Annotated in this window: 17 protein-coding genes; 10 read left to right on the top strand and 7 right to left on the bottom strand. The window is 42.5% G+C overall.

Going from position 1 to position 25,886, the window contains the following annotated elements; translation table 11 throughout:
• Positions 1 to 63: 63 nt before the first annotated feature.
• The 6 genes from ACOQOA_RS00405 (at position 64) to ACOQOA_RS00380 (ending at position 7,317) form a co-directional block, all read left to right on the top strand.
• On the top strand, positions 64 to 1,101 hold the full coding sequence (locus tag ACOQOA_RS00405) for an ABC transporter permease (RefSeq protein WP_420546723.1): 1,038 nt from the start codon (positions 64 to 66) through the stop codon (positions 1,099 to 1,101).
• Between the two features lie 12 nt (positions 1,102 to 1,113).
• Positions 1,114 to 2,265, top strand: coding sequence for an ABC transporter permease (locus ACOQOA_RS00400; RefSeq protein ID WP_420546722.1), 1,152 nt, complete (start codon positions 1,114 to 1,116; stop codon positions 2,263 to 2,265).
• An 11-nt stretch (positions 2,266 to 2,276) separates the two neighbouring features.
• Entirely contained in the window at positions 2,277 to 4,364 is a 2,088-nt protein-coding gene (locus ACOQOA_RS00395; protein WP_420546721.1) for a dipeptide ABC transporter ATP-binding protein, read from the top strand.
• A gap of 131 nt (positions 4,365 to 4,495) precedes the next feature.
• On the top strand, positions 4,496 to 5,356 hold the full coding sequence (locus ACOQOA_RS00390; protein ID WP_420546720.1) for an urea carboxylase-associated family protein: 861 nt from the start codon (positions 4,496 to 4,498) through the stop codon (positions 5,354 to 5,356).
• Between the two features lie 160 nt (positions 5,357 to 5,516).
• Positions 5,517 to 6,431: a LysR substrate-binding domain-containing protein gene (locus ACOQOA_RS00385; RefSeq protein WP_420546719.1), complete on the top strand. Its 915-nt coding sequence runs from the start codon at positions 5,517 to 5,519 to the stop codon at positions 6,429 to 6,431.
• 79 nt (positions 6,432 to 6,510) lie between these two features.
• Positions 6,511 to 7,317, top strand: a complete 807-nt coding sequence (locus ACOQOA_RS00380) for a substrate-binding periplasmic protein (protein ID WP_420546718.1) — start codon at positions 6,511 to 6,513, stop codon at positions 7,315 to 7,317.
• 57 nt (positions 7,318 to 7,374) lie between these two features.
• Here the strand turns inward: ACOQOA_RS00380 and ACOQOA_RS00375 are convergent, their stop codons facing one another.
• Entirely contained in the window at positions 7,375 to 9,810 is a 2,436-nt protein-coding gene (locus ACOQOA_RS00375) for a GcvT family protein (protein WP_420546717.1), read from the bottom strand.
• Positions 9,811 to 9,853: 43 nt separating this feature from the next.
• The gene (locus ACOQOA_RS00370) at positions 9,854 to 11,437 is read right to left on the bottom strand and encodes a trimethylamine methyltransferase family protein (protein ID WP_420546716.1); all 1,584 of its coding nucleotides are present in this window, start codon (positions 11,435 to 11,437) and stop codon (positions 9,854 to 9,856) included.
• Between the two features lie 215 nt (positions 11,438 to 11,652).
• Here ACOQOA_RS00370 and thrC point away from each other — a divergent pair, with 215 nt between their 5' ends.
• The 3 genes from thrC to ACOQOA_RS00355 all read left to right on the top strand — a co-directional run bounded on the left by thrC (position 11,653) and on the right by ACOQOA_RS00355 (position 15,909).
• A complete protein-coding gene (thrC, locus tag ACOQOA_RS00365) occupies positions 11,653 to 13,041 on the top strand; it encodes a threonine synthase (protein WP_420546715.1) in 1,389 nt (462 codons plus the stop codon).
• Between the two features lie 155 nt (positions 13,042 to 13,196).
• Positions 13,197 to 14,807, top strand: coding sequence for a GMC family oxidoreductase (locus tag ACOQOA_RS00360; RefSeq protein WP_420546714.1), 1,611 nt, complete (start codon positions 13,197 to 13,199; stop codon positions 14,805 to 14,807).
• Between the two features lies 1 nt (position 14,808).
• On the top strand, positions 14,809 to 15,909 hold the full coding sequence (locus tag ACOQOA_RS00355) for a mandelate racemase/muconate lactonizing enzyme family protein (RefSeq protein WP_420546713.1): 1,101 nt from the start codon (positions 14,809 to 14,811) through the stop codon (positions 15,907 to 15,909).
• Between the two features lie 58 nt (positions 15,910 to 15,967).
• On the opposite strand, the gene ACOQOA_RS00350 is transcribed toward ACOQOA_RS00355, so the two are convergent.
• Positions 15,968 to 17,911, bottom strand: coding sequence for an SUMF1/EgtB/PvdO family nonheme iron enzyme (locus ACOQOA_RS00350; RefSeq protein ID WP_420546712.1), 1,944 nt, complete (start codon positions 17,909 to 17,911; stop codon positions 15,968 to 15,970).
• Positions 17,912 to 18,049: 138 nt separating this feature from the next.
• Complete coding sequence (locus ACOQOA_RS00345; protein ID WP_420546711.1) at positions 18,050 to 18,838, bottom strand: substrate-binding periplasmic protein; 789 nt, start codon at positions 18,836 to 18,838, stop codon at positions 18,050 to 18,052.
• Between the two features lie 259 nt (positions 18,839 to 19,097).
• On the opposite strand from ACOQOA_RS00345, the gene ACOQOA_RS00340 reads away from it, so the two are divergent.
• Positions 19,098 to 22,043, top strand: a complete 2,946-nt coding sequence (locus ACOQOA_RS00340; protein ID WP_420546710.1) for an EAL domain-containing protein — start codon at positions 19,098 to 19,100, stop codon at positions 22,041 to 22,043.
• A 47-nt stretch (positions 22,044 to 22,090) separates the two neighbouring features.
• Here ACOQOA_RS00340 and ACOQOA_RS00335 read toward each other — a convergent pair whose 3' ends face one another.
• Genes ACOQOA_RS00335 through ACOQOA_RS00325 form a run of 3 tightly spaced genes read right to left on the bottom strand, consistent with a single transcriptional unit; the run spans position 22,091 to position 25,876 of the window.
• Positions 22,091 to 22,651: a sarcosine oxidase subunit gamma gene (locus ACOQOA_RS00335; protein ID WP_420546709.1), complete on the bottom strand. Its 561-nt coding sequence runs from the start codon at positions 22,649 to 22,651 to the stop codon at positions 22,091 to 22,093.
• Positions 22,644 to 25,592: a sarcosine oxidase subunit alpha family protein gene (locus ACOQOA_RS00330; RefSeq protein WP_420546708.1), complete on the bottom strand. Its 2,949-nt coding sequence runs from the start codon at positions 25,590 to 25,592 to the stop codon at positions 22,644 to 22,646. Before ACOQOA_RS00330 ends, ACOQOA_RS00335 begins: the two co-directional genes overlap by 8 nt.
• The gene (locus ACOQOA_RS00325) at positions 25,589 to 25,876 is read right to left on the bottom strand and encodes a sarcosine oxidase subunit delta (RefSeq protein WP_420546707.1); all 288 of its coding nucleotides are present in this window, start codon (positions 25,874 to 25,876) and stop codon (positions 25,589 to 25,591) included. Before ACOQOA_RS00325 ends, ACOQOA_RS00330 begins: the two co-directional genes overlap by 4 nt.
• Positions 25,877 to 25,886 lie beyond the last annotated feature (10 nt).

Below are 25,886 nucleotides of genomic sequence, written 5' to 3'. Positions count from 1 at the left end.
AACAGCATCAGGATGACCTTATCTCTTGCAGGCAACATGCAGGAGTGAATAACGGGGGCCGGAATGTTCTCATTTATTGCAAAGCGCTTGGGCGTCATGGCATTGACCATGGTTTGCCTCAGCATGGTGGTTTTCTTCTTGGTAAATTTGGAACCAAATTTAAGAAAGCTTTCCATTTCTCAAACCAATATCCGCGCAACGGACGAGCATATTGAAGCTTGGTTGCAAAATAACGGATATCGTGAACCATTCTTTGAACGCTTTGGAGTTTGGCTAGGTGTTGTACCAATGCAGCCAAAAATCGACCCAAAGACCGGAGAAATCAAATCACGCTTCAAATTCTGTGACGATCCAATCGAACCAACTTTCAATGGCATCTTGCAAGGTGAGCTGGGTTGTTCAACAGGGTTTAAAAAGAAAGTTGCTGATAAGATTTTTCCAGCTTTAGAAGCGACTGGATGGCTCATGCTTTGCGTGATGCTGGTAATGGTCCCTTCAGCCCTGATTATCGGCATTTTAGCAGGCATGCGAGAGGGGTCGAAACTAGATCGTAGTCTATCGGTCACATCAATCGTCTCAACGGCCACGCCAGAATATGTATCAGGGGTTTTCTTTACCGTAATCTTTGCTTCGTGGCTTGGTATTCTCAATGGCTCTGCAGCTACGGCAACATCTAAGGGAATCACATTTTATAACTTCACGTTGCCCGTTATGACCATGGCAATTTATGGTATGGGCTATATCGCCCGAATGACACGTGCGTCAATGGTTGAAGTCATGACTGCGCAATATATTCGAACCGCACGATTGAAAGGGATGGGCTTTTATTCCGTTGTGATCAAACACGCCTTACGTAACGCATTAATTGCCCCTTTCACAGTCATTATGTTGCAGTTCCCTTGGCTATTAACCGGTGTTGTTATTGTGGAAATCATGTTCCGTTACCAAGGTTTTGGCTACACATTAGTCTCTGCGGCCGGCAGTAATGATATTGAACTCCTTTTGGCCTGCTCCCTTGTCTCTGTAGTCGTTGTTTTGGTGACGCAGCTGATTTCCGATATTGGCTATGCCTATCTCAACCCAAGAATTCGTGTAAAATAAGGAGGCAAGACAATGGAAAAATTATCCGTATTGGGAACAGCATTCCAAGTTATTCTGGCCTTCTGGCCTGTATGGCTTTCACTCACTATCATGTTAGCGCTGAGTATTCGTTATCAATCGCAGCTTGGCCTTTATGGTCGGCTATTTGGAACAAAAGTAGGCATCGCAGGTGTCGCGATTGTATCTTTCTGGGTTTTCACTGCTATATTTGCAGAGATGATCGCACCGTTCGATCCCTTGGCACAGATTGTGGTTATGAAGAATAAAGTCCCAGGCACAATTGAGCCGGAAACGGCAAAAGCTTTTCTATTTGGTGGCGATAAACTAGCCCGTGATGTGTTTAGCCGCGTCGTTTATGGCAGCCAAATTGTCCTTATCATTGCACCTGCAGCCACAATGTTTGCCTTGATGATTGGTGTATCCCTTGGCCTTCCTGCAGGGTACTTTGGTGGAAAGATTGATTCTTTCTTATCTTTCCTAGCGAATATGGTACTGGCTTTTCCAGTGATCTTGTTATTTTACCTATTGGTAACCCCGGGAATTATGGAAACGCCTATTCCTTATACAATGGCAGGTATTTTCTTCTTATTTCCAATCATATTTTTCCTTACACTTTTCTATACTCGGTTTAAAAACCGCAAAGAAACTTTGTGGTGGCAAATTGCGATCACCTTAATCTTAGGCGGTTGGATCTATTTCGGACTGGTCTTTGATGCGGATCCATTAGGCATCGTGAATATTGAACCTAATGAATTAAACATCTTTGTAGCTGTAGTCTTTATTACAAGTCCTGCAATCTTTCGGATCGTACGTGGATTAGCGATGGATGTGAAATCCCGTGATTATATTGCAGCGGCCCAAACACGTGGTGAGAGTCCTTGGTATATTATGCTTTGGGAGATCTTGCCAAATGTACGAGGCCCCTTAATCGTCGATATCTGCCTTCGTATTGGATACACCACTATCATGTTAGGTACATTAGGCTATTTCGGCCTTGGGATGGCGCCGGAAAGTCCCGATTGGGGGACCATGATTAAAGATGGATCGAAATTATTACGTGCCTATGCACATCCCGCGATATTCCCAGCCGCGGCTTTGATGTCTTTCGTACTGGGTTTGAATTTATTGGCTGATTCCCTACGTGAAGAATCTTTGAAAGATTAAGGAGAGAGACTATGACACTATCTGATCCAACTCCTATTCTGGAAATTGAGAATTTAAATATTTCCTTCTTTGTACGTGCAGGGGAAATCCCTGCAGTTATGGATTTTTCCTGTAAGGTTATGCCCGGCGAAGCGATGGGGCTTGTGGGTGAATCAGGATGTGGTAAATCTACCGTCGCCTTGGGCATCATGCGTGATCTTTCAAATATCGGAAAAATTACATCCGGCACCATAAAGTTCATGGGCCGTGACATGGCAGAAATGTCAGAAAAAGAACTTCAGGACATCCGCGGATCACAAATTTCCATGGTCTATCAGGAACCGATGGCAAGTTTGAACCCAGCAATGTTGATTGGTAAACAGTTGATGGAAGTTCCCATCCTGCATGAAAAAGTTTCAAGAGACGAAGCCTATAGTCGATCTTTAAAAATGCTGGAGTCCGTGAAACTTCCTGATCCTGAACGGATTATGAAATCTTATCCCCACCAAATTTCAGGTGGACAGCAACAACGCATCGTCATTGCAATGGCTTTGCTTTCCAATCCGAAGCTGTTGTTGATGGATGAACCAACGACCGCATTAGATGTGACTGTAGAGGCTGGTATTGTTGATCTGGTCAAAGATTTACGTAAGGAATTCGGTACCTCTATCCTGTTTATTTCGCATAACCTTGGATTGGTTTTAGAAACTTGTGATCGCCTCACGGTTATGTATTCGGGTGAAGCAGTAGAATCGGGTGAGATCGAAGATGTATTTGATCATACACACCATCCTTATACGCAAGGTTTATTCCGTTCCATTCCCTTACCGGGCGCGGATAAAAACAGCCGCCCCTTACTTTCTATTCCCGGACAGTTACCTTTACCGACCCAACGTCCACATGGTTGTAACTTTGGTCCGCGTTGTCACCACTATGTGGAAGACATCTGTAACGCAGGTCCTATTGATATGTTCCCTGTACCGGGTTTTGAGCGTCATAAAACACGTTGTGCACGTTTTCAGGATATTGATTGGGATGCTTGGCCTTCGGATATGCCGCAACATGAAGAAGTACAAGCTGGCAAGGTGGTACTGGCAGTTGATAATTTGAAGAAATATTATCATGTGGCTGCAAATGCGATTTTTGGCGGTAAGAAAACCCGTACGGTAAAAGCCAATGAAACCTTAAGCTTTGAAGCACGCGAATCTGAGACCACAGCAATCGTTGGTGAATCAGGCTGTGGTAAGTCCACTTTGGCAAAAGTCCTCCTAGGCTTGGAAAAAGCATCAGAGGGATCCGTCTCAATGGATAATATTCGGATTGAGAGCCTAGAAGTAGAAGATCGCGACCCTAAAACAGTTTCCTCTATTCAGATGGTATTCCAAAACCCGTTTGATACATTAAATCCAAGTCACTCTGTTGGCTCTCAAATCATTCGCACATTGGAAAAGTTTAATATCGGAAAGAGTCAGAAAGAGCGTGAAGAGCGGATGCTGGAACTGCTTGATCTGGTCAAACTGCCACGTGAATTTGCGTCGCGCATGCCGCGACAATTATCTGGTGGCCAAAAACAACGCATCGGTGTTGCCCGTTGTTTTGCTGGTCACCCACGTATTGTGGTTGCCGATGAACCTGTATCCGCCTTAGATGTATCCGTACAGGCTGCTGTAACCGAATTGTTGATGGATATTCAACGAGAATCCAAAACAACCATGTTGTTTATTTCTCATGATTTATCCGTGGTTCGTTATTTGGCGGATCGTGTCATTGTTATGTATCTAGGCCATATTGTGGAACAAGGCACAACAGATCAAATCTTTGCTCCACCATACCACCCCTATACGGAGGCTCTGTTATCCGCTATTCCAATCGCCGATACATCGGTTACAAAAAAACATATCGTGCTGGATGGTGATATTCCATCTGCGGTAAACCCGCCAAGTGGCTGCCCATTCCATACACGTTGCCCACGCGCCGCCCAAGTACCAAACAACAAATGCTCAACTGAAGTGCCTGAAATACATGCATGGGCGGATGGGCATCAAGTTAAATGCCATCTCAGTGAAGATGTTTTTAAGGAAATGGAACCAATCATCAGTTTTGAAGCCGCCGCCGAATAAATTGATAAAGAACTTTCTAAACTGATCGGTGAAAGCGGGGACAAGAATTTGTTCCCGTTTTTTATTGGCCTTCCCAAACAAACATCACTATCGTCCTTTCCATCAAGAATAATAATTTCAGGGAAAAGTCGATGCCACAAAAACCGCATTATCAAGAACCGGCAGATGCCGCAGAACGTCGCGCCCAAAAACCTATCATCTGTTACGATGTAGATTGCGTGCCGGCCTATGAAAAAGATTTTTATGAAAATGCCCGTGCCAATATGGTGAAGGTTGATGAAGTGACTGTGCCACCACGTGATGGGAAAACTTTCAACGTACCAAAGGGTCATTTCTTCCGCATCAACAGTGTGGAAGGCCCACAGGTTGGTGACTTAAATCTGTTCAACGCCCATAATATGCAAGAACGTTTCTTTAGTGGCAAAACACGCCAACTTCACGCGACACATGTCTCCACAGGAGATCGGTTATGGAGTAACCTCCCCTACCTACGTCCACTTGCAACCATTACTCATGATACGTTGGATTGGTATGGCTGGGATGAAGACGGCGGTGGTGTCCATGACGTTATTGGAACACGCTGTGATCCCTATACTAACCATATGCTCAAAGGCGTAGATTATAATCATTGTTGCCATTCAAACTTAACTCGTGCAGTTGTTGAAGGCACCGATATGAGCGTTGAGCAGGCAGAGCCTGTTGTCCACGACGTTTTAAATGTTTTCATGTGCACAGGCTTTACCAAAGACACTCACCAATATTTCATGAAAGCCAGCCCTGTTCGCCCGGGTGATTTTCTGGAAATGTTTGCTGAAATTGACTTGGTGGGAGCACTATCAACATGTCCGGGCGGAGATTGTGGCAGTAGCCATTCAGATGACAGCACACCTTGCTATCCTTTACATGTGGAAATCTTCAAACCTGCCGATGGTGCGCTTCAAGGATGGGAAGAATCCCAAGCAAGTGGCTATGGCGGCAAGCACGGATTATAACCCCAATTAACAAACTGGTTTCAATGCGACATAGATCATCAAGAAGGTCGCATTGAAGCCAGAAAAACTTATAATTCATACTTGAAAAAAAAAGATAATTGCCCGACATTTAGTCATTAAAATTGATGCTTACAATCACCTGATTGATTGGTTATGAAACATGATGAATCGTCGCCTTTTACCTTTGAACTCTCTTCGTGCTTTTGAAGTAACAGGCACGCGTCATAGCTTCACGAAAGCTGCTGAAACTTTATCAGTGACCCAAAGTGCGATCAGTCGACACGTTATTAATTTGGAAGACCTTTTAGGGGTGAAACTCTTTGAACGTCGCCCACATACATTAGAATTAACAGAACAAGGTAAAGCATTACTTCCAGCGTTAACGCACGCTTTTGATACTTTAGAAGAAGCTTTAAACCGCTTGCAAAATGAAGAAACGTTAATCCCTCTTAAAGTCTCTTTTCCACCAACCTTTGCGCATTATGGTGCCGTCCCCTTATTAACGGAATTTCAGAATGAAAACCCTGAAATTACATTGCATCTAAGCACCCCACGACGCCCAACAGAGCTTCGTAAAGATAATCTGGATTTAGCCGTTATTTACTCAACGCCTCAAGTATCTGACTATGTGATGGATTTACTATGGCAGGAAAAAGTAACACCACTCTGTCATCCTTCATTACTTGCTGAGCATAACATAGAAAAACTGGACGTTGCCCAGATCATATCCAGCAACCAAACAGTTCATATCAAAACTGTAGACGGCCCCTTTATGACTTGGGATAATTGGCTGCGAAAGAACGGATTAAACAAAGACACTCAAACCAGCCCGGTCTTCGATACTGCGCATCTAGCCGCCCAATATGTCATTTCAGGCAATGGTATTTTCATTTCAGACCCTAAATTATTTGCTAAAGAAATAGCGGCAGGGCAACTCATTGCGCCGTTCCCGGAATTGATTCATGAAAGTGGATACGGATATTATTCCGTATGTCTGCCTGAAGATATGAACCATTTCGCTGTTCAACAATTGAGAAATTGGCTTATTGAACGATTTGCAGACAAGTCCAAATAATTTAGAAGCATTATAAGCCTGGTTCACAAAATTCCTTATTCGGTATATGCTGTCCTTTAGATATAAAAGGATAAAGCCTATGCGGATTACTCAACAAGGCTTAAAGATCACTTTGACTATTCTATGTTTGTTGTTTGCCAGTTTCGGCCTCAACAAATCTCTCCATGCGCATAATTCCCCTATTCTCGTATGCTATTCTACAGACCACTTTCCACCGTTCATCATTGGACAAGGTGAACAAATCCCTGAAAACCCGGGTATCCAAATTGAATTACTACAGGAAGTCATAGAAGCAGAAAAAACCAATATCACCCTGATCCGCCGCCCATGGAAACGCTGTCTCAAAATGCTTGAAATGGGTGAAGTCGACATGATACCCGGCGCATCTTTTCTAGAATCCCGAAGCAAATATGCGAAATATCCAAGAGATAAAACAGGTGCGTTAGATAATGAACGTAAATTTATCAAATCTGAATATTTGATCTTTTATAACATCCGTAATGCTTCTGACTTAAAATGGGATGGAGAAACGCTTTCAGGTGTAAAAATGCATGTAGGGGCAGAGTTAGGTTTTTCTGTAATCACACATTTAATTGAAGATGGTTTTAATACATTGGAGGTAGAAAATACTGCGAAAGGATTAAAGCTTTTGGATATGGGAAGAATTGATGCATTTGTTTCATTTCCTAATCTAGTCAATCCAATTCTAGAAAAGAGAGATCATACCATCAGACATTTCTCAAAACCTTATCTTAGTAAGAATTATTATTTGATTATAAGTAATAATTTCTATTCGACACATCCTGAATTATCTGAGCGAATATGGAATAGAATTCCTGCAGTAAAACGTGAAATGGCGGATTACCTGAATAAGAAATATTTCTAAAAAAGAACCCGCAGGAAGAGTAACCTGCGGGTCTAGGTGTAGCGGAAGTTTGGTGAATTAGCCACGCATGCGTTCAGCTTTTGGATCAAACGGCGGTTCGGTCAACAATGTTGCCGGACAACGTTCGCCCATAATCTCAACTTCAAATGCATTTGCAGCTACATCAATGGCCACTTCACTTGGAACATAGCCCAAAGCCAAAGATTTCTGTGTATGATGCGCATACCCACCGGATGTTACCCAACCAACAGTTTTGCCATCATGCCAAATTGGTTCATCATTGATCACATCTGCATCACTTGCATCAATATCCAGAAGAACTAGTTGCATTTTACTGCCTTCTTCTTTCTCTTTTAATGCAGCCTCACGACCAATAAAATCTTCTTTCTGTAAAGATACAAAACGCCCCATGGCAGCTTCATATGGACCATAAATCGGGCGATATTCAGTAGACCAAGACCCGAAAGCTTTTTCCATAGATAGGGATTTTAAGGCACGGCCTCCAAATAGCTTAAGACCGAATTCTTCGCCTGTTTCCACCAATAGATCAAACAAGGCGATTTGATATTCTGGTTTCACCCAAATCTCATATCCCAGATCACCTGTAAAGCTAACACGCCCGACCAAAGCCGGTATCATACCGATATCCATTTTACGAATGTCCATGAATTTGAATGCTTCATTGGATAGATCGTCACGGACGAGTTTCTGTAACAAAGCACGGGATTTTGGACCCGCAATTGAGAGGCCTAATAAGCCAAGACCAAGCGCCTCAATGCGCACAGAACCATCTTCTGGTAAATGCAGCTCAAACCAGCGCATATGATATTCTTCAGCAATACCAGTACCGATCACATAGAATTCGTCTTCGCCTACACAGCCAACAGTGAAGTCACCAATTAAACCACCTTCATAATTCAACATAGGTTCCAAAACCATACGCCCCACATTCGGCGCTTTATTAGCAAAGACATAGTTGATCCAGTCACGCGCACCTGTGCCGGTTACTTTGTATTTCGCAAAGTTGGATGTTTCGATCATACCTACATCTTCGCGAACCGCACGACATTCTTCGGCTACATGTTCAAACGCATTAGAACGTTTGAAGGTGATTTCTTCAACAGGTTCCACACCTTCTGGCGCAAACCAAAGCGCATGTTCCAGACCATAAGACTGACCAAAGACAGCACCACGTTCTTTCAAACGGTCATAGATCGGTGTCATCAAATGATTGCGCGCCGCTGGCAATTCTTCGTTTGGATAGGAAATACGGAAACGGCGGGAATAGTTTTCACGTACCTTGGCATTTGTATAAGCCAAAGTCGCCCAATCCCCATAACGTGCTACATCCATACCCCAAACATCAAAGCCCGGGTTACCGTTGATGATCCAATTCGCTAAGGCTAAACCAACGCCCCCACCTTGGGAGAATCCAGCCATTACGCCACAGGCTGTCCAATAGTTAGTCAGGCCGCGAATTGGACCAATCAATGGGTTACCATCCGGCGCGAAAGTAAACGGACCGTTGATAATTTGTTTAATGCCTGCTTCGGCAAATGGTGGACAATGTTCAAACCCAACCGCCAAGGAATCACTGATGCGATCTAGATCAGGTGGCAAAAGTTCATGACCGAAATCCCAAGGCGTATCCACCGGGGACCAAGGAATGCCACCTTGTTCATATGTTCCCATCAACATGCCACCACGTTCCTGACGCATATAAATCTCGCCTTCAAAATCGATGGCATGACAAATTTCTTTACCTGTACTTTCATTAAATTCTTTTACTTCCGGCATATCATCAGTCAAAAGATACATATGTTCCATGGCAAGAACCGGAAGTTCGATACCAACCATACGACCAACTTCACGGGCCCATAGGCCGCCTGCGTTTACCACATGCTCCGCACGGATAGTGCCTTGTTCGGTAATCACATCCCAGCTGCCATCTGTGTTTTGGCGAAGCTCTTTAACCGGATTACGCAAATAGATTTCCGCGCCAAGTTTCTTTGCCGCCCCTGCATAGGCATAAGTTGTACCGGATGGATCTAAATGGCCTTCTTGTGGATCATACATAGCCCCTTCAAACTGATCAGGGTCGATCAATGGGAAGACTTCTTTGGCTTCTTCTGGTGTGATCAATTCTGTATCCATACCCAAATAGCGACCTTTCGCATGGGCAAGTTTCAAAAAATCCATACGTTCCTTGGTGCCGGCTAACATGATACCACCAGTTAGATGCACACCACAGGATTGACCGGAAAGTTCTTCGATCTCTTTATATAACTCAATTGTATAAGATTGCAGCTTCGCCACATTCGGGTCCCCATTCAATGTGTGGAAACCACCCGCTGCATGCCAAGAGGAACCAGATGTCAGTTCCGAACGTTCAACCAGAACAACATCTTTCCAACCTAGTTTTGCGAGATGGTAGAGGACACTACAACCAACGACACCACCACCAATCACGACTACTTGTGTATGTGTTTTCATCTTTTTAATTCTTTCGATTTTTTAATTTTGTTCTTATGTTTGCCTAGAAATCTGAAGGCGCGCCGCCTTCGGCCTTGCGACGATCCACGAAGGCATTTAATTCTTTTTCGATTGCCGGATCGATGGCCGGCTTTTCATATTCATTCAAAGCTTGTTTATAGATCTCGCTGGCACGGGTTGTGGTATCCACACGCCCTGCATCCCGCCATGTTTCAAAATTGCGCCAGTCAGACATAAACGGACTATAAAAAGCATCCTTATAACGTGCCTGTGTATGGGCAGTGCCAAAGAAGTGGCCACCCGGCCCTACATCTTCCATAGCTTCAAAGGCAAGCGTTTCTTCGGAAACTTCGATTGGTTGGAGATATTCAGCCATCTGTTGAAGCATATCCACATCCACCACGAATTTTTCGAAAGATGCACATAGGCCACCTTCCAACCATCCAGCGCCATGCATCAGATAGTTTGTGCCTCCCATAATCGCACCCCAAAGCGCCATTTGGGATTCATAAGTTGCTTGAACATCCACACAGTTAGACGCATTCACGTTTGAGGAACGGAATGGTACGCCATAGTGGCGGGCAAGCTGTCCACTGATTTGGGCCGCGCGGGTATATTCAGGTGTCCCAAATGCAGGAGATCCAGTTTTCATATCCACATTGGATGTGAAACCACCATAAACAACAGGCGCGCCTTCACGAACCATCTGGGCAAAGGCAATACCTGCTAAAGCTTCTGCATTTTGTTGGGCGATGGCGCCCGCCACTGTGACAGGGGACATGGCACCTGCCAAAGTGAATGGGGTCAACACAACCACTTGATTACGACGAGACATCTCTATGATGCCCGTCAACATATGTTCATCATAGATCAATGGGGAGTTGGCATTAATGATTGTCGTCAGGCTTGGTTCTTGCTCAAATTGATCATGAGATATCCCACGACCAATACGCGCAATTTCCAAAGCATCGCGATTACGCTCTAAACCGAGGGAATAACAAGTGTAAACCTTATCGCTGAACAAGGTAAAATCACGTAAACAATCTAAATGCCGGATAGAGGCCGGCACATCAGTTGGTTCAACCGGATAGCCGCCAAAGAAATGAATTGTGTTAAAATACTGACCTAGCTTTACGAACTTCATGAAATCTTCGTAATTACCAGAACGACGCCCCCCCTCAACATCACCAGCATTTGGCGCAGATGCAACCGTGGAAAAATTGACATTTTTCCCACCAATACGAAGATTATGGTTTGGATTACGTGCATGTAAGGTAAATTCAGATGGCGCTTTATTAACGTATTTCATCACCAGCTCGCGACTTATCCTAACGCGAGTTGTCGTTTCGTCCACTTCTGCACCCGCCTCTTTCAAGATGCTGCGCGCTTCGGGTAATAAGAAATTCATACCAATTTCTTCAAGAATTTTTATAGAAGCATCGTGGATTCGTTCAATAGCTTCATCCGAAACAACCTTAATGGGCTCATAGGTATTGATCAGATTACGCCACGGAGATTGAATAATCTTATTATGGCCGCCATTGTTACCTTCGCCACGCCCGGCGCGACGTCCACCTCTGCGTCCCGCACGCCCATTTGAGGCTTCTGCTTTGATTGTATCCAACATATGTTCTATTCCACTATCAGTATCATTGTTGGTCTTAGTTTATAGACAGACTAAAACCCATTTAAGCCAATACAGCTTGAACTTGGACACAATGCAAATTCCTAAAATTTGAATGCGATATTACTTTTTTGAGGCTCCCCAAATTTCTTTTCATGCCTAGGATGTATTCGCATCAAGAAACTAGATTTTCCGATATTCTACAAAGGCGATGCATTATGCTTTTTGAAAGTACCCGCGGGGGTGTTTCCGATGTTAAATTTGATGAAGTTCTTTTATCTGCCATGGCAAAGGATGGCGGTTTATATGTGCCGCAAAATCTACCCAAATTATCATTTAAAGATCTTCAAGCTTTAAAAGGGAAAAATTATAAAGAATTGGCATCGGAGTTATTGCCGTATCTATTGGGTGATCAGATTCCAAAACACGTAATCCAAGAGATTGTGGATGATGCATATGGTTCATTCCACCATAATGCAATCGCACCGCTGAAACAGTTAGATCATAACCTTTGGTTAATGGAGCTTTTTCACGGCCCTACCATCGCATTTAAAGATTTTGCCCTACAATTTTTAGGTCGTATTTTGGATCATGTCCTTAAGCAAAAAGGCAATCAAGCCGTTATTATCGGCGCTACATCTGGGGACACAGGATCTGCTGCAATCGAAGCAGTTAAGGACCGCGATAACATCAAGTTATATATGTTACATCCGAAAGGGCGTGTGTCAGATGTGCAACGCAAACAAATGACTACCGTTCATGCAGACAACATCACTAATCTAGCAATTAATGGCAGTTTTGATGACTGTCAGGCAATGGTGAAAGCTTTACTCAACGACAAAGAGCTTAATGAAAAAGATTATGTTACTGCCGTAAATTCAATAAACTGGGCACGTATTGCGGCGCAAGTCATCTACTATTTTCATGCAGGCCTCAATCTGGGTATATCTGAGACTAAATTCAATTTTGTTGTGCCAACAGGTAACTTTGGAAATGTGTATGCGGGTCATATCGCCCGATCTATGGGCTTGCCGATCAATAAATTAATCATCGGATCAAATCGAAATGACATTATCACGCGCTTCTTTGAAACGGGTAAAATGGAAGCCCAAAATGTGGAACCGTCACTTACGCCGAGCATGGATATACAAATTTCTAGTAATTTTGAAAGGCTCTTATTTGAACTTTTCGATCGTGATGGAAAGCAAGTTAAACAGCTTATGAACGACTTCAAAGTACATGGATTTTATGAGGTTTCTGAAGAGATATTAGCCACAGCAAAATCTTTATTTGACGCATATCGTGTAAGTGATGAACGTACGATTGAAGTAATTCAAGAAACCTTCGATCAAACTGGTGAAGTCCTTGACCCGCATACCGCCATTGGTGTCGAAGCAGCAAATGTTAACAAAAAAAATTCAACCATCCCCACAATCGTATTGGGAACAGCTCATCCTGCGAAATTCCCTGAGACAGTAAAAAAAGCTATCGGATGCCAGCCTGCTTTACCCATATATCTAGATCATATTATGACTGGTGAAGAAAAAGTCTTTGAAATGGAAAATGACATTGAAAAGCTTCATAAATTCATAATTGAAGGTCAGTAACAATGACAATTAAGCGCAAATAAAATCACCCCAATATAGAGTTTCGACAAAATATTTTAGGTATATCTCAAAGATTTTTTTGCTTTTCAATTTCCCTGTCGACATGCATTCAAGAAGGTAAGATTTCGTGAATGTTATGGTATGGGTAAATTTCCATGGCTGAATTTGATTATGTCATTGTTGGTGCCGGTTCTGCAGGTTGTATTCTTGCCAATAAATTAAGTGAGAATGGCAAATACACTATTGCCCTGTTGGAAGCAGGTAGTAAAGACACTTCCCCATGGGTAAAAATGCCTGTGGGATATGGCAAAGCTTTTTACAATGACAAACTCAACTGGAAGTATTCTGCCCAAGCCGACAAAGGTTTAAACGGACGTGCAGATTATTGGCCACGTGGAAAAACGTTGGGTGGATCAAGCTCCATTAATGCGCTCGTTTATTGTCGCGGCCTGCCCAATGACTTTAATGATTGGGAGGAAGCTGGTGCCACGGGTTGGGACTGGGAAAATGTAAAACCACATTTTGAAGCAATTGAAACCAATATTGAACCAGACGGTAGCAAAACTGGCAATGGCCCTATTCATGTGTCGGATGTATCGGATCAAGTTCACAAAGTGTGTCGTCATTTTTTCGATGCTGCGAAAGAACTTAATATTCCCAGAACCAAAAATCATAATAGTGATGATTATGAAGGTGCTAGCGAATATCGGATCACCACGAAAAATGGTTTCCGAAGTTCTTCTGCGACGGCTTTTCTGCATCCAGTAAAAAATAGATCAAATCTTAAAATCATTCTTCATGCGGAAGTTGATCATATCAATTTTGAAAGCAAACGAGCTGCTGGCGTGGTTTATCGTAAAAATGGCCGCCCCCAAATTATAAACGCCCGAAAAGAAGTTATTCTTTCTGCAGGTACGGTAGCCTCTCCTGCTATCTTGCAACGATCAGGATTAGGGCCTGCAAAATTATTAAAACAACATGATATTCCAGTTCTTGTGGACAATGAAAATATTGGCGGGAATTTACAAGATCATCTGGGCATTAACTACTATTTCAAAGCTACAGAACCAACATTGAATAATGTTCTTTCTCCATGGTGGGGGAAGCTCTTAGCTGGCATGCAATATGTGCTAACGCGAAAAGGTCCTTTATCATTAAGTGTGAATCAATGCGGTGGCTTTTTTAAAAGCAATACCTCTCTCACCTATCCAGATCAACAGCTTTATTTCAATCCGGTCACCTATACGACACAGGTTGCAGGAAAGCGAACTGTTATTAATCCTGACCCTTTCCCCGGATTTATCATTGGTATGCAACCATCTCGTCCAACGAGTCGTGGTCGCATTGATATTGCCAGTAATGATCCTAGTGAAATGCCGTTAATCAAACCTAACTATCTTTCAACAGATAAAGATATGCAGGATGTTATTGCAGGGGCCAAACTATGCCAACGTATTATGAATACGGATGCAATGGCAAAGTTGATAAAAGAACCAATGAATGATGATTTCCGGAAAATGGATGATACATCACTCTTAGAAGATTTCCGCAACCGTTCCGGCACAGTCTTCCATCCTGTTTCCACCTGCAAAATGGGTTCTGATATTTCAACTTCCGTCACGGATTCAAATCTAAAAGTTTTTGGTGTAGATGGCTTACGCGTGGTGGATGCTTCTGTCTTTCCAAATGTAACCTCAGGCAACACAAATGCACCTGTTTTAATGCTCGCCCATCGTGCAGCAGACTTAATTTTAAAGGCCGATTAAAATGAAAATTACCAAACTAGAAACATTCACAAATGAATTTGTTGGCTTTGTCCGCCTTACAACAGAAGATGGTAAGCAAGGTTGGGGGCAAGTATCTACGTATAATTCCGATATTACATGCCAGATTTTTCATCGCCAAATTGCCCCATGGGCATTGGGTACAGAAATCGAAGATATTGAGACTGTCATCGATAAAATTCCTGAACATGAACATAAATATCCAGGGTCATATGTGTTACGTGCCATGTCCGGCTTGGATACGGCTGTATGGGATTGGCGCGGTAAAGTCGCAGAAAAACCAGTCGCAGAATTATTAGGCGGTACTGCCGGATCTTTAAGAAGTTATGCCTCTTCCATGCGCCGCGATATCACACCACAGGATGAAGCGGATCGTTTAAAAGCACTTAAAGATAAATATGGTTTTGATGCCTTCAAATTCAGAGTAGGAGCTGAATGCGGACGGGATGTCGATGAATGGCCCGGTCGAACCGAAGAGGTTGTTCCAACCGTCCGTAAAACGTTGGGCGATGACGTTTCCTTGCTTGTTGATGGGAATTCCGGTTTCTCCGCAAAACGGGCCATTGAAGTTGGCCATATGTTAGAAGCAAACGGTGTTGAACATTTTGAAGAACCATGTCCCTATTGGCTTATGGAAGAAACTAAACAGGTTACTGACGTTATTTCTCTAGACGTGACTGGCGGTGAGCAGGATTGCGATTTTCAACATTGGAAACGTATGATGGATATGGGGGCTGTTAATGTGATCCAGCCAGATATTTTATATATGGGCGGCATGATTAGAACCATGGAAGTGACAAAGATGGGGGCCGAGCGTGGCTATAAATGTACACCACATTGTGCAAATCTATCCATGGTTACATTATTCACCATGCATCTATTACGTGCTATACCAAATGCAGGTAAATATCTGGAATTCTCTATCGAAGGGCCTGAATATTATCCATGGCAACAAGAGCTTTTTGTAAAAGATCCTTACCAAATAGTTGATGGTCATGCGACCGTTACGGATGAACCTGGTTGGGGTGTTGAAATTAGTCCAGAATGGCTTGCAACATCCAGTTATCAAATAAGCGAATTATAGTTTCACTAAATTTATTAAGAGAGAATTAGTTTCACTAGTTCTCTCTTAAACTCAAATCTTAATTTAAGCTAAGTGCAATCCGAAAACCTGTATCAAAATCACGACGGTCCGGATTAATACTACCGCGATTGATATTCGATAAAGCATCCCCGCTGTTCAAAAACCCGCCACCGCGCAAAGCACGTTGATCACAACCATGGCTTTCATCCGCCTTACCATTTGACGGGGCATTTTGATAATTATCTGTATTACAATCCTGCACCCATTCCCAAACATTACCATTCATGGCAAAAAGCCCGAAAGGATTTGTAGGCATATAATATACTGGTGCTGTATATTTAAATTCATCAGAACATTCCTGAAGACGGTTTTCCTCCTCAGTCTCATCTGCTGCACCATTTATATAGGTGCATTGCAACATTGCTATGTTATCGAACCAGAACTTCCCTTTCATGCCACCCTTTGCCGCATATTCCCATTCTGCTTCGGACAAGAGGCGATAATCTCGCCCCGTTTTCTTGCTTAGCCATTCAACATAAGCCTGCGCATCATTCCAGTTCATACATACGACAGGGTGATCACGATCTTGTACAAAATTTGGATAGACCCATGAAAAAGATACTTCTTTCCATTTGCCATTTTCAGACACATGACAGGTGGCTCCAGCATGATAATCAGTTTCTGAGACAAATTGAGAAAATTGACCAACTGTGATTTCCGATCGACTGACAGCAAAATCATAATCAATTGTCACTTTATGGGCAGGTGCTTCGTCCTCTGCACCATTGTCAGATCCCATGACAAAACTTCCTTTTGGAAGCTTCACCATTTCCGGGCATTCGTCACATTCTTGAATGCTTTCGAAATCCGAAACTTGGGCATGTTTTTCACCCAGTAAATTACTATAAACATATCCAAGATCAGTACTATTGGCGATCGCTACCCGATACCACTCACCTGCTTTACCGGTAACAACAACCAGCTCACCTTTTTTAAACTGACCAATTTTATCCCCTTGTATGGATGGATAATTTCGAATATTGGCATTTTTAGTTGCAAATAGATGCTTAGAAACTTCTTCTACATCAATTTCTATGGGTATCGGAGTGCTATCAGCAGTTCCTTGCGTATCAAGAGAGGGACGCGAAGCAAATACTCCATCAATCTGAAATCCCAATACCGCTGAAACTTCACCGCTTAAACTCGCATCTTGTTCCCGTCGGTAATTACGACGTGCTGCCCGCGTCATTTTCTTATCCAGATAAGATTTCACTTCAAGTGCGGTAATTTGACCATCCGTATTGTCATCAGCGTCACCATATAATGCATCTAATAGATGATGTGTGAATAAACCATGTTGTGCGTTTTGATCCCAAGAGGCCAATTGCGTGCCGCTTGCTGCTGTAATGACCGTCATGTTCTCACCACTTGTTTCCGGCACTTCGCTTTCCATGAAGACTGGTGAGGCGTTACGGATTAGCATCCCCCCGCCACTATCCCCTGAGAAACAGGCATCCAGTAATATTGTCACGCTACGTGTGTTTAATTTACCTAAGTTTTCATAAAGTAAGTCAATGGGATAACCGTTAATTTCAGCAGTATCAGGATTTGCATCTGATGGTAAAAGATAACCGCGTTTATCACTTCCAGGCACGCCATGTCCGGAATAATAAATTGTCACATCGGATGTACCTGCAGGATCAATATACTGCCAAATTTGCCCTTTATGACTATTTGAATTTCCAAATGCAGATTCTAATTGGGATTTAGTTGCATCCCTTAAGTCAATAACGTTTTCTTCTGCATATCCTAAGACGTTAAGAATGTAATATCGCATCGCGTCAGCGTCACGATGGGCATACGAAACTTCCGGAATTCGATCTGAATAAGATTTGTTGCCAATAATGACGGCCACACCTTCTTCATTTTTCTTCGCCCATGACAAAGATGCAGCACCTATTATTGCATAGGCCAATATCAAAAAACGGAATACCGATAACATTTCTTTACCTTACATCACCCAATTTGCGAGATTTTAATGCGAGTATAACCCGTTACGCAAGATCGGTTTTTAAATACTTTCTCACTTAAAGATATGAAAAGAAAAGGCACTATTTTTAGAGTTTGGAATATTTTAAAATCAAGGGGCAACAATTGGTAACAAACCATATTTGGCTGCAGAGGTTTTTAATCGGCCATCTGCCTTAATCCTTGCGATGAAATTATTCACATATTCCATCCAATCAGGCTCGCCTTTTGGCAAAGCATAAGCGTATGGGGTGACCGCAAGCTTTTCTTCAGGTGCCATCAATAACGCCCAGTTTGTCAGTGAACTCATTCTATGCCCGTAAGGATAATCGGTCATGAACACATCGGCTCGCCCAGCTTCTACTTCCTGCTCTCTTGCCTTAAAACTTTCGACAACGCTCAACTCTGCTCTCTTAAGATAGTCTCGCATGACAGGTTCCATATAGGTTGCCTTCTGCACAACGACTATATTCCCTACTTGGTCAATATCTTCCCAAGATTGAATGAGTTTGTTATTCCTCATACCTACCGCATAAATACCGCTTGAGAGATGCGGATTGGAAAAGTCCATAAACTGTTTACGACTTTCTCTCACACCAACACCATGCATAGAAATATCACATACATTCGTGGTCATGTTTTTGGCAAGTTTGGCGAATGAACTATCCACAAAAATCAAATCAACATCCAATTCGTTGGCTAATTCCCGGGCCATATCAACATCGACACCTTCCAACTCATAAGTCCGTGGATTTCTATAAGAAATGGCAAAATATTCAGGCCATATGCAAACCCTTAAAATGTTTGTTTTTTTTATTAAATCTATTCTTGTTTCTGCCTGCGCAATGGTCGCAATCCCAAAAGTCAAAACGACACCTAATAAAGCTATGAAAGATTGCATTATTTTCTCCTGCTAGGATTTTTTTTAATCTCACAGCCAATCCAGATGATGAGCTAACATAGAGATCCTCAATCAGCTTTGCTCTAGATCAATGTCTCAATTTATCTCTACTGCTATCACCCACCTCATAATTTTTATAATAAAAGCAACAAATTACCATAATTTTATTATTGATATGATCGTAACCAACTTAAATCATTATAAAAAAAGAAAATCTCTCATTTTTTGGAGCTGGATCATTGCCATCAGCTTCACATTCTTGTTGATATTCACTTTATGGTCGAGTTTTTCACAAACCGTTCAAGAAAGAAAATCAAATGCGAGTCTCTACGCAGGTATCATTGAAAATAGTTACGCCCGCGCTATAGAGTCCGTAGAAGCCAGTCTTCTGGCTGTCTCCGAAGAAATGCATCTCTATGAAATAGGTTTAATCGGTGAACAAGAATTAATGGCAAGCACAAGACGTATTCTTGGGTTTGCCCCTCATATAAGACAAGTTGTGATATTCAAAGATGATCGGTTAGTTTTTGACTCAGCAAAAAATCGCTCAAGAGAAATAGATCGCTCTCAAATAAAACTGGGGCAACCAATAGACACCAATGACGCTTTGAAAATCGGCGAACAAATTTTCAGCCGCTTCCTACCTGTTATCGGAGATCCCCCAGTTGATAACAAAAGACGGTCCCTAATACCTCTTTCATTAACGCTTCCTATTTTCAATGATGATGCAGATAGCAAATATGAATTGATCGCCGCCTTAAATACAAGTTACTTCATAGATATCATTGAGGACCTAAAACTCTTACCTGAAGATAAGGTTGGTGTTTACGGTTTTATACCTAATCAGAAGACAAAATTTATTCTAGGAACATCAGATCTGAACAATGATGCGCTTAATGGATCATTAATAAATCAGTTGTTAAAAGATGGCGCTGAACAATCATCTACAAATTTGTATTCAGGTATCTTTGAACAAGAAACGATCGTCATACAACTATTAGAAAAATTCCCTCTCGCAGTGGTCGTTACCCTATGCCATGATGGAACATTCTGGTCATGGTTAGGGCGAAATCTTCCGCTTATTTTAGGTTTGAGTGCAATATCAACCCTGATTGCCTTTTCGGTCTATCGAGTAAGAAGAGAATACGAAAAATCGACAAGACTAAAGGAACAAATAAAACTTCTATCCGCTGCTTTACATCAATCTCCAGTTTCCGTACTCATCACAGATGCGGAACGCTCTATCCGCTATATTAACCCTGCATTTACAAGCGTTTTTGGGTATGATTTTGATGAAGTAGAAAATAAAAATCCACGTTTACTAAGAAGTAACGAAACGGAGGCCTCCGTTTATCAAGAAATGTGGGGAAATTTAAACAAGGGCGATTCCTGGTTGGGCGAGTTTATTAACAAAACCAAAGATGGTAGACGAGTTTACGTAACAGCCAGTATTTCCCCAGTCCTCAATGAAACAGGCGAGTTAACGCATTATATCGGTGTCCTGTTTGATACAACCAGCAGCAAAGAAAATGAAAAACAACTACGCTTAGCTGCGACTGTTTTTAACTCCGCGACTGAAGCAGTCATGGTTACGGACGCAGAAAATAGAATATTAACCGTAAACAACGCTTTTACAGATATCACAGGGCATGAACAAAATGATGTGATTGGATTAAGCCCCTCAATCCTAAATTCCGGCCATCAAGATCAAACCTTCTATGAAGATATGTATGCCAATTTAAATGATAAAGGTTTCTGGGGAGGGGAGATATGGAATCGTCGTAAAAGCGGGGAGGTTTATCCCGAATGGTTAACGATTACGAGCTTATATGATAGCGATGGAAATCTTGAAGGGTATGTCTCTTTGTTCAGTGACATCACCAAACGCAAACAAGATGAAGAGCATATTATTCGACAAGCAAATTTCGATTCTCTGACAGGTTTGGCAAATCGCAATCTATTTGCGGACCGCTTCACGCGCGCAATTGATAGGGCAGAACGCGAAGATCATCAAGTTGCTTTACTTTTCATTGATCTTGACCGTTTTAAAAATGTAAATGACACTCTTGGTCATGCTGTCGGTGATCTATTATTGCAACGCGTTACAAAGCGTCTATTGGGGGAATTACGTAAAACGGATACAGCTGCACGTTTGGGTGGAGATGAATTTGCCGCAATCCTACCAAATATCGTCAACATGTATAATCTAGAAAGAATCGTGAAACGCATTCTCAAAAGTTTATCTACGCCATATAATATCGATGGACACGAAATCTTCATTTCTGCAAGTATTGGGATCACTCTTTATCCAGATGACGCCAAGATCACAACGGAACTATTACGTAATGCAGATAGTGCAATGTATATGGCAAAAGACAAAGGCCGAAATGCATTTCATTATTATACCCGTGAGTTATCAGAGCAGGCTGAAAAAAGACATCAATTGGAATCAGCATTACATCATGGATTGGAAAATGACGAATTCCATGTGTATTACCAACCTATCACAGATATGAGTAATAGCAGAACAGCATGCGCAGAAGCTCTAGTTAGATGGAATCATCCTGAATTAGGTTTTATTTCCCCTGACGATTTCATTCCACTTGCAGAGGAAATTGGGCTCATCGTCCCCATGGGAGAGCTCATTTTGCGTAAAGCCTGTCTTCAGGCTGTAAAATGGATAGAAGAAATCGGATCAAATGCACCGGGTGTTGCTGTAAATATGTCCAGCTTCCAATTCCAACGACAACATATCCCGACTTTAGTCAAAGAAATCCTTATCAATACCGGATTACCGGCTACTAAATTAACTTTGGAAATTACTGAACGTTTGCTCATCGTAGACACGGATGAAATTTTGCAACAACTTCAAGAAATTCGCGAATTAGGTGTTGGCTTATCCATCGACGATTTTGGGACAGGTTATTCATCACTAAGTTACTTAAAGAAATTCCCGATCACTAAATTAAAGATCGATAAAGCCTTCATTCAGGATATGGAAACCGATGAAGAAAATATGGCCTTGGTTGATTCCATTTTAAATATGGCAAAAAGTTTAAAACTCGAAGTTGTTGCCGAAGGTGTTGAAACACAGGAACAAGAAGATATTCTAAGAGAAAGAGGATGTGACTTTGTGCAAGGATATTTGCATAGCCGTCCGCTATATCGCAAAGACTTTATGACTTATTTAATCAATAAGAATTAACAAAAAAACCTCTCAAATTTTGAGAGGTTTTTTTTTGATTTACTCAGCTAAATTGATAAAGCATGCTCTAACGATTTCGCAAATGATCGTGCCGCCATCACGCGATAAGTCAAATTACCATTGGACTGGTTAGCTTCGCGACTAAATATTACGCCGACATGTTCCATAACCGTACGCGCCACAGATCCAACTTCGAAATGATCCGGATGAATATCCAGCATTGATAAACGTTCAAATTTCCCGATCACATTTGGACCAGACGCTTCCACATTTACCCAACTATCCGTTTGGTCCGTCATCGCAGCCAATGAGGCGTTATCTTTCATAAAATCGTTGAGCTTCGAGATTTGATCCTCACCTACTTCAAGAAAGAATTGATCCTTCGCAACACAATAAATGGATGCAGAATTTGAAAGTGTTTTCTTATTCACTTTAGGTAAACCTAGGTCAAAGCTGTCTTTTAAAGCTTTATGTAATGCTTCTTCTTGTCCAGTTAACGGTGCGATAGAAATCATTCCTACAAGCGAAACTTCTTTAAATGAAACCCCATCCTTTTCCAAAGAAAAGCCATTTAGAGGTGTTTGTGCATTAAGTGTATACTCAGTCACGAAGACGGCTCCCTTCCGGATCTACAAAATGAGGACTAACAATTTCAACAAGCGTTTCTGTTTTACTTAACAGATCAACAGCCCGTACGCGTTCACCCATACGGCTATCCCCTGATTTGATATACCCTAATCCAATAAAACTCTCTAAATTAGGTGAATAACACACAGAGGTCATCCAACCTTGGTCATTTTCCTGGACATTATTTTTATCGACACCAATAAAATGACTTCCCGCTAATAATTCCTGATTTGACGAAACAGATTTAAAACCAACAAGCTTTAAAGCATCTTCTCGCATCAGGTTCTCACGTTGATACAAAACATTTCCAATGAAATCCTTTTTTCGGGATACCATACGATCCATACCAAGGTTTAAAGCAGTGGATTGACCATTAAGCTCATTGCCAGTGGCATGACCTTTTTCAATCCGTAAAACATTCAAAGCCTCTGTTCCATAAGGCGTAATATTGAATTCTTCACCTGCTTCCATAAGCACACGTACAAGGCTATCACCATATCTGGCTGGTACCGCGATTTCATAAGCCAATTCACCAGAGAAAGAGATACGGAATAAACGTGCCTTGACACCGCCGCATACAGTGATATCGCCACAGGCCATAAATGGAAAAGCGTCATTGGAAATATCACATTCTTTATCAACGATCTTTTCCAAGACTTTTCGCGAATTAGGGCCAGCCACTGCAAATTGTGCATATTGTTCTGTTGCTGAAATCAGTTGAACATCTAAATCAGGCCATAAACATTGTTTACAGAATTCCATATGACGGAAAACCCCAACCGCATTGGCTGTAGTTGTGGTCATTAAGAAATGATTTTCAGCCAATCTCGCTGTGGTCCCATCATCCATCACCATACCATCTTCGCGAAGCATGATACCGTAGCGCGTCTTACCAACAGGCAGTTTTGCAAAGCCATTGGCATAAATACGATTTAAAAATTCAGCAGCATCACTTCCTTGGATATCAATCTTGCCTAATGTGGATACATCACAAAGCCCGACAGATTCACGAACCGCTTTTGCTTCGCGATTAACGGATTCCCGCCAATGGACTTCACCATCTTTTGGATACCATTGTGCACGCAACCATGCACCAGCCTCAACAAATACAGCTCCTTGTTCTTCGGCCCATTGATGAGAAGGTGTCAAACGTGTCGGACGGAACTCCTTACCACGGCTTCGCCCAGCCAAGGCTGATAAGGATACAGGACTATATGGTGGACGGAACATGGTTGTTCCGACCTCTGGAATAGTTTTGCCGGAAGCTTCCGCCATAATCGCCAATCCAAGCATATTAGATGTTTTGCCTTGGTCCGTAGCCATGCCTAATGTGGTATAACGCTTTAGATGTTCAACGGCGCGGAAACCTTCTTGATGAGAAAGTTTCACATCTTTGGCAGTCACATCATTTTGTAAATCGACCCAAGCCCGTTTTTTACTTTCTTTCACATACCAGAAAGCGGATGTAGCAAAAACTTCGTCCTCTGCTTGTGGCATAGATAAGTTGGATGGCTTCACGCCTAATTCTTCAATAACCTTATTTGCGATATTTAAACCTTCATTCAAACATGCGCTTAAGGTCATCGTGCCGTTAGCTGAACCAACCGCAGACATACCCACGGGTAAATCACCACCAGGCACAAATGCCGCCAAATCTTCATTCCAGCTAGGACGGCCACGTTGATGGCAAGTCAGATGAACGGCCGGCGACCAACCGCCAGATACAGCCAGGCCGTCTGTTTTTATGGTTCGACCATTAGTCAGCGTGATAGAGTTTAAGCCATGACGACCTTTCGTATCCATCACAGCAGTATTCATAATAGTTTCAACACCCGAAGGCGCGGTTTGATTGGTCGAGGATCGACTATCAATAATAGCTGCGACATTCACGCCTTTGGCATGAAGATCACGCGCTGTTTGCCACCCATCATCATTATTGGTGAAGACGGAAATATTTTGACCTAAAGCAACACCGTAACGATTGGCATATACACGCGCTGCACCCGCCATCATAATGCCCGGACGATCGTTATTACCAAAGGCAATAGACCGTTCAATGGCACCAGCAGCTAAGATGCTGCGCTTGGAATAAATACGCCATAAGATTTGACGTACATCACCAGAACCTTCCTTTTTGTGATCGCTTACACGTTCCAATGCACCAAAGATACCATGGTCAAATGCGCCATAAACAGTTGTGCGGGAAAGAAGGCGTACATTTTTCATACCTTCTAATTCTGATAAAACTTCTTCAGCCCAAACATGCCCTGCCTTACCGTCTACTTCCTGAGTTTCCGCATTTAGACGACCACCCATTCTGAAATCTTCATCCGCCAAGATCACACGTAAACCTGCACGACCTGCAGCCAGCGCCGCTATCAAACCACTTGGACCGGAACCGATTACCAACAGATCACAATGTAAGAAACCTTTGTCATAAGCGTCAGGATCTTCCAGCATGGATAACTCACCCAGCCCTGCCGCTTTGCGAATAATTGGCTCATACAATTTTTCCCAAAAAATCGCAGGCCACATAAAGGTTTTGTAATAAAAGCCTGCAGATAGGAAAGGTGACATCAGGTCGTTGATTGCCATTAAATCATGCTTCAAGCAACCACGATAATTCTGCCCTTTTGCAACCAAACCATCATACAGTTCAGTCACTGTGGCTCTTACATTAGGTTCTTGATAAGCACCTTCACGTAAGGTCACCAGCGCATTTGGCTCTTCTGATCCTGCTGAAAAAACACCACGAGGGCGATGATATTTAAAACTACGTGCAAGAACACGTTCACCATTGGCGAGCAATGCAGACGCCAGCGTGTCGCCTTCATACCCTTCATAAGCTTTGCCTTCAAAACGAAAGTTCAGCTTCTTGTCGCGATTTACAAGACCGCCTTTAATGCGAAAATCTTTGTTCATCGGCTTCGTCCTTCAGCTTTGGCAACATCGCTTGCCAATTCAACTTTTTCAATCTCATGTGTCAGTGTATTTCGTGTCACAACTAGCCAACTGCGATCACCTTGTTCATGAAACCAAAGTTCACGATGGGATCCCGCGGGATTGTCCCTTAGATAGGTATAGTCATGGAATTGATCTATAGCGTTTTCCGCTTGCCAGTCGGGACGATGGATCATGCTAGCATCACCTAGATAGGTGAATTCCTGTGCATCGCGCGGCCCTAAAAGAGGATGGTTAATAATCATGTCTCAATCC

This window comes from Curvivirga sp., assembly GCF_965219885.1.
Classification (GTDB): domain Bacteria; phylum Pseudomonadota; class Alphaproteobacteria; order UBA8366; family Aestuariispiraceae; genus Curvivirga.
The sequence above is the reverse complement of the archived record's forward strand: the minus strand, read 5'-3'. Positions and strand labels throughout refer to the sequence as shown.

What these genes read in the sequence shown, in the direction of transcription:
- ACOQOA_RS00355 (WP_420546713.1), top strand. Translation starts at nt 14,809, where the DNA reads ATGAAAATTACCAAACTAGAAACATTCACAAATGAATTTGTTGGCTTT.
- ACOQOA_RS00370 (WP_420546716.1), bottom strand. Translation starts at nt 11,437, where the DNA reads ATGTTGGATACAATCAAAGCAGAAGCCTCAAATGGGCGTGCGGGACGC.
- ACOQOA_RS00385 (WP_420546719.1), top strand. Translation starts at nt 5,517, where the DNA reads ATGATGAATCGTCGCCTTTTACCTTTGAACTCTCTTCGTGCTTTTGAA.
- ACOQOA_RS00360 (WP_420546714.1), top strand. Translation starts at nt 13,197, where the DNA reads ATGGCTGAATTTGATTATGTCATTGTTGGTGCCGGTTCTGCAGGTTGT.
- ACOQOA_RS00375 (WP_420546717.1), bottom strand. Translation starts at nt 9,810, where the DNA reads ATGAAAACACATACACAAGTAGTCGTGATTGGTGGTGGTGTCGTTGGT.
- ACOQOA_RS00390 (WP_420546720.1), top strand. Translation starts at nt 4,496, where the DNA reads ATGCCACAAAAACCGCATTATCAAGAACCGGCAGATGCCGCAGAACGT.
- ACOQOA_RS00400 (WP_420546722.1), top strand. Translation starts at nt 1,114, where the DNA reads ATGGAAAAATTATCCGTATTGGGAACAGCATTCCAAGTTATTCTGGCC.
- ACOQOA_RS00350 (WP_420546712.1), bottom strand. Translation starts at nt 17,911, where the DNA reads ATGTTATCGGTATTCCGTTTTTTGATATTGGCCTATGCAATAATAGGT.
- thrC (WP_420546715.1), top strand. Translation starts at nt 11,653, where the DNA reads ATGCTTTTTGAAAGTACCCGCGGGGGTGTTTCCGATGTTAAATTTGAT.
- ACOQOA_RS00325 (WP_420546707.1), bottom strand. Translation starts at nt 25,876, where the DNA reads ATGATTATTAACCATCCTCTTTTAGGGCCGCGCGATGCACAGGAATTC.
- ACOQOA_RS00330 (WP_420546708.1), bottom strand. Translation starts at nt 25,592, where the DNA reads ATGAACAAAGATTTTCGCATTAAAGGCGGTCTTGTAAATCGCGACAAG.
- ACOQOA_RS00395 (WP_420546721.1), top strand. Translation starts at nt 2,277, where the DNA reads ATGACACTATCTGATCCAACTCCTATTCTGGAAATTGAGAATTTAAAT.
- ACOQOA_RS00380 (WP_420546718.1), top strand. Translation starts at nt 6,511, where the DNA reads ATGCGGATTACTCAACAAGGCTTAAAGATCACTTTGACTATTCTATGT.
- ACOQOA_RS00345 (WP_420546711.1), bottom strand. Translation starts at nt 18,838, where the DNA reads ATGCAATCTTTCATAGCTTTATTAGGTGTCGTTTTGACTTTTGGGATT.
- ACOQOA_RS00405 (WP_420546723.1), top strand. Translation starts at nt 64, where the DNA reads ATGTTCTCATTTATTGCAAAGCGCTTGGGCGTCATGGCATTGACCATG.